Raw genomic sequence first — 4,167 nt, 5'->3', positions numbered from 1 at the left:
CCTTGATAGTCTGTTCGCGAATCGACCTCCAGTTTCGATGATTGAAGGTATCGTCCACATAAGAGCGGTTGACAATTCGCCAAGCTTCGTTCAATAGCTTCTGTTCATCAGTCAGCGCCATTGCAGGTTGCGCCCAAGACCCAAAAACCAGGGCGACTTGGAGGAAAAATAAAATTGCCGTCTGGAAAACTCGTCTGTGCATGATTGTTTTGGAAAATATAAGTAAGTATTACATTTTCTCTGTATTTTACGTTTCTGCGCTGGGAATGCTGTTACAGATTTAACTTGTATCCTAAACTCACGGCTATAGCCTTTCTCAGTAACATGAGGTACGCATTGGGGTCGGTAATAGGTAATAGGTAATAGGTAATTGCAGGATTGGTAATTTGAGAGTTCGCCTCTTTCGGATACTTGGGGGGAAATGTATATTTGGCTACCGGGTAATGAGTAATTGGTAATTGCTAATTGGCTCTCGATTGCGTGCGCGGTAGCGAATTGACTCGACGCGATCGGAAACTGACATCGAACCAACTTTTGTCTCTCGATCAACCTTTCTGCTAAGTATTAATTACATCCTAATTTTTAAACTTATACAAAGTTCTGTAAATTTTTATGCCCGAAAGTGGGGATGGAGCTTATTTTTAGGTTCCTACGTTGAAAAACCTTACTAATAATAGCGTATCCTAGATTCACCTTAATTAAATTTGAGCAGGTGAGTTATGTTAAACTATATTAATAAAACTTTCCAAAAAGCGATCGCATTTATCGATGCTGCCGTCCCCGACCCTCAAACCTTAATCGACGGCGTTATCCCTGAAACCGAGGTAATTCAATTAGAGTCAAACCGCAACGGCCTGGAACAAATTGCCGAAGCTTTGCAGGGAGAGCAATTTTCAGTAATTCACATTATTGCCCACGGAAATCCCGGTTGCGTGCAACTGGGGAACGTTGAATTGAGTTGGGAAAAGTTGAGCGATCGCGCGGGCAATTTCGCCCTGGCAATTAAGGAATGGGGGCGATCGCTAACACCCCAGGCAGAAATACTTATTTACGGCTGCAATGTTGCCCAAGGAAATATCGGTAAAGCCTTTATAAAAAGTCTGAGTCAACTAACAGGCGCAAGTGTTGCTGCTTCTGAAAATTTGACAGGTTGTGCGGCATTGGGCGGCGACTGGGAACTGACAGCAACAGTAGGGAAAATTCAAGCATCTAAAGCTTTTAGACCGGAACTTATGGCAGTTTACAGCCATGTTCTCAATACCTTTAAACAAACACCTAATAGCTTGACGACAGGAACCAATCCTGCTGCGATCGTCAGCCAGGACTTTAACGGAGATGGGCTTCTCGATTTAGCCGTAGCTAACAGAACTTCTGACAGTGTTTCGATTTTGTTGGGAACAGGTCAAGGTAATTTTGGCACAGCTACTAACTTGACCTTGGGGAGTGCAGGATCTCCCAGCGGTATTGTGGCGGGCAATTTTAATGGAGATACGCTGCCGGATTTAGCTGTATCGACAGCAATTGGCGGCGATATAGGAGGGGGAGTTTATGTCTTGTTAGGGACAGGTCAAGGCAACTTTAGCAATCCTAACAACTTTGGTGCGGGAATCAGTAAACAGGCGATCGCTGCGGGGGATTTTAATAAAGATGGCTTTGCTGATTTAGTGGTGGCAGAAGACAATCAAGTTTCTATTGCTTTAGGTACAAATCAAGGAACTTTTGGTAATTTTAACAGTGTGGGGAGTGCAACCAGCCCTTTAGCGATCGCGATCGGAGATTTTAACACCGACAACAATCTCGATATCGTTGCTACAACCAGGAATCCTGCTAACAGCATTGCTATTTTCTCAGGGACAGGCCAAGGCACTTTTGGCACTTCTGTTAATTTGACTGTCGGCACAAGTCCTAGTGCGATCGCAGTTGGTGATTTTAATGCTGACGGGCGATCGGATTTAGCTGTAGCTAATTCAGGGAGTCAGAACGTATCAATTTTATTAGCAACAGGTCAAGGCACTTTTAGCAATCCTGCTAACTTTAATGTTGGGGGAAGTCCTGATGATATTGCCGTTGCTGATTTCAACTCTGACGGCAAACCCGATTTAGCTGTAGCGAACGTCGGTTCTAATAATGTTTCAATTTTAACTGCAACAGGTCAAGGAACGTTTAACGGGCCGTTTAATTATAATACTGGGGGAACCTCTCCTAGTGCGATCGCGATTGGCGATTTTAACTCCGATAAAAGACCAGATATTGCTGCTGCGAATACTGGCAGCAACAGAGTTTCAATTCTGTTGAATTTGCTATTGAAAGCAAGTTTTGGTACTGCTGCGTCCAGCAGCCCTGAAGGAGATGCAGATGCGACTGTTAATATTCCTGTAACAATCGAAAATGGCTTGCGATTTTCCGATCTAATTATCCCGATCGCAACTGCTTTACCCGTTCCTGCTGGAACTGCCGCAGCTACTCAAGGTTCTGACTATACTCTTTCTACTAATACTCTCACCTTTCCCGCAGGTAGTGGTAGTTTGACTCAAAATATAGCTGTCACTATCAAGCCAGACAACCTTGCAGAAATAGATGAAGCAGTTGTTTTCAGTTTTGGTACACAACCGGCAAATTCACTGCCGATCGCCCTAGGTTCAATCCCTGAAAGTACCATCACCATTCCAGCTAACGATCCGATTATTTACACAGTTGGTGCTAGCACCGGTACTATTCCTGAAGGCAACTCTGGCACAAATCCGCTGATATTTACTGTCGGTCGCAGTGGCGGTACTGATTCAGCAGGTACTGTCAATTATGCAATTGGCGGAACAGCAACTAACGGCAGTGATTATAACAATATCGGCGGCACTTCTGGCGGAAGAAGTACAACTGGCTTGATTAATTTTGCATCGGGTGAAACATCAAAAACTGTCACCCTAGATGTGTTGGGTGATGGTAGCGTTGAACCAGACGAAACTATTACTGTCACTCTCTCAAATCCCGTGACATTGCCTAATGGTGGGCTTCCCAGCGGCATTTCAACAATTGGTACTGCTACTGCGACAACTACGATTATTAATGACGATCGCCCCGGAATTATCGTCAATCCAATTACCGGATTGGTAACAACTGAAGCGGGCGGTAATGCTAGTTTTAGTGTCAAGCTAAACAGTCAACCAACCGCTAACGTGACTGTGGGTTTAAGCAGTTCCAATCCCGCAGAAGGAAGCGTTGCGACACCAACACTAACTTTCACTCCTGCTAATTGGAATCAACTGCAAACAGTCACAGTAACTGGTGTTGACGATAATGTTGCTGATGGCAATATTGCTTACAATATTGTTACTGCTGCTGCTACTAGCACCGATAGCAATTACAACAATCTCAATCCTGATGATGTCAGCGTTACCAACACCGATAACGAAATTCCAGGAATTACTGTCAATCCTACAGCAGGATTAACTACTACCGAAGCTGGAGGAACTGCTAATTTTTCAGTTGTGCTCAACACCCAGCCGACAGCACCTGTTACTATTAGTTTGAGCAGTTCCAATCCAGCAGAGGGAACGGTTGCTGTCCAAAATCTCACTTTCACTCCGAATAACTGGAACCAGCAGCAGACAGTAACGGCAACGGGTGTTAGCGACAATATTGCTGATGGGAGTCAAACTTACAGCATTATTACTGGCGCTGCTGTGAGTACCGATAGCAATTACAACAACTTTAATCCCTCGGATGTTAGCGTTACTAATACCGACAGCAATGCAGCAGGAATTACGGTTAATCCCGCCAGTACAGTGGCGACAGAAGGCGGTGCTAATGGCAGTTATAAAATTAAGTTGAATTCGCAACCAACAGCGCCAGTGACTATTAGTTTTGCTGCGGGAAATCAAATAAGTACGATCGCCCCCATTACCTTCGATGCTGCTAACTGGAATGTTGCCCAAACTGTGACTGCGATCGCGACTGACGACGCAGTTGTCGAAGGTGCTCACAGTGGCACAATTAATCATGCGGTGACAAGTACGGACGGGAAATATAACGGAAGTGCGATCGCCCCTGTCACTGTCGCCATTACTGATAACGATATAACGCCGACGCCAACTCCACCAACTCCACCAACTCCACCAACTCCACCAACTCCACCAACTCCACCAACTCCACCAACTCCACCGACGCCAC

At 45.0% G+C, this 4,167-nt stretch carries 1 protein-coding gene and 1 pseudogene; one reads left to right on the top strand and one right to left on the bottom strand.

Annotated elements, in window-relative coordinates:
- A pseudogene (locus tag AAFP11_RS29760) lies at positions 1-202 on the bottom strand (carboxyl-terminal protease); the annotation flags it as partial.
- A gap of 517 nt (positions 203-719) precedes the next feature.
- Here AAFP11_RS29760 and AAFP11_RS29755 point away from each other — a divergent pair.
- Positions 720-4,167, top strand: a 3,448-nt coding sequence (locus AAFP11_RS29755; protein WP_341740243.1) for a DUF4347 domain-containing protein, incomplete at its 3' end; no start/stop codon positions are given.

The organism is Microcoleus sp. CAWBG640, from assembly GCF_020883015.1.
Taxonomy (GTDB): Bacteria; Cyanobacteriota; Cyanobacteriia; order Cyanobacteriales; family Microcoleaceae; genus Microcoleus; species Microcoleus anatoxicus.
This window is presented reverse-complemented; position numbering and strand designations above follow the sequence as displayed.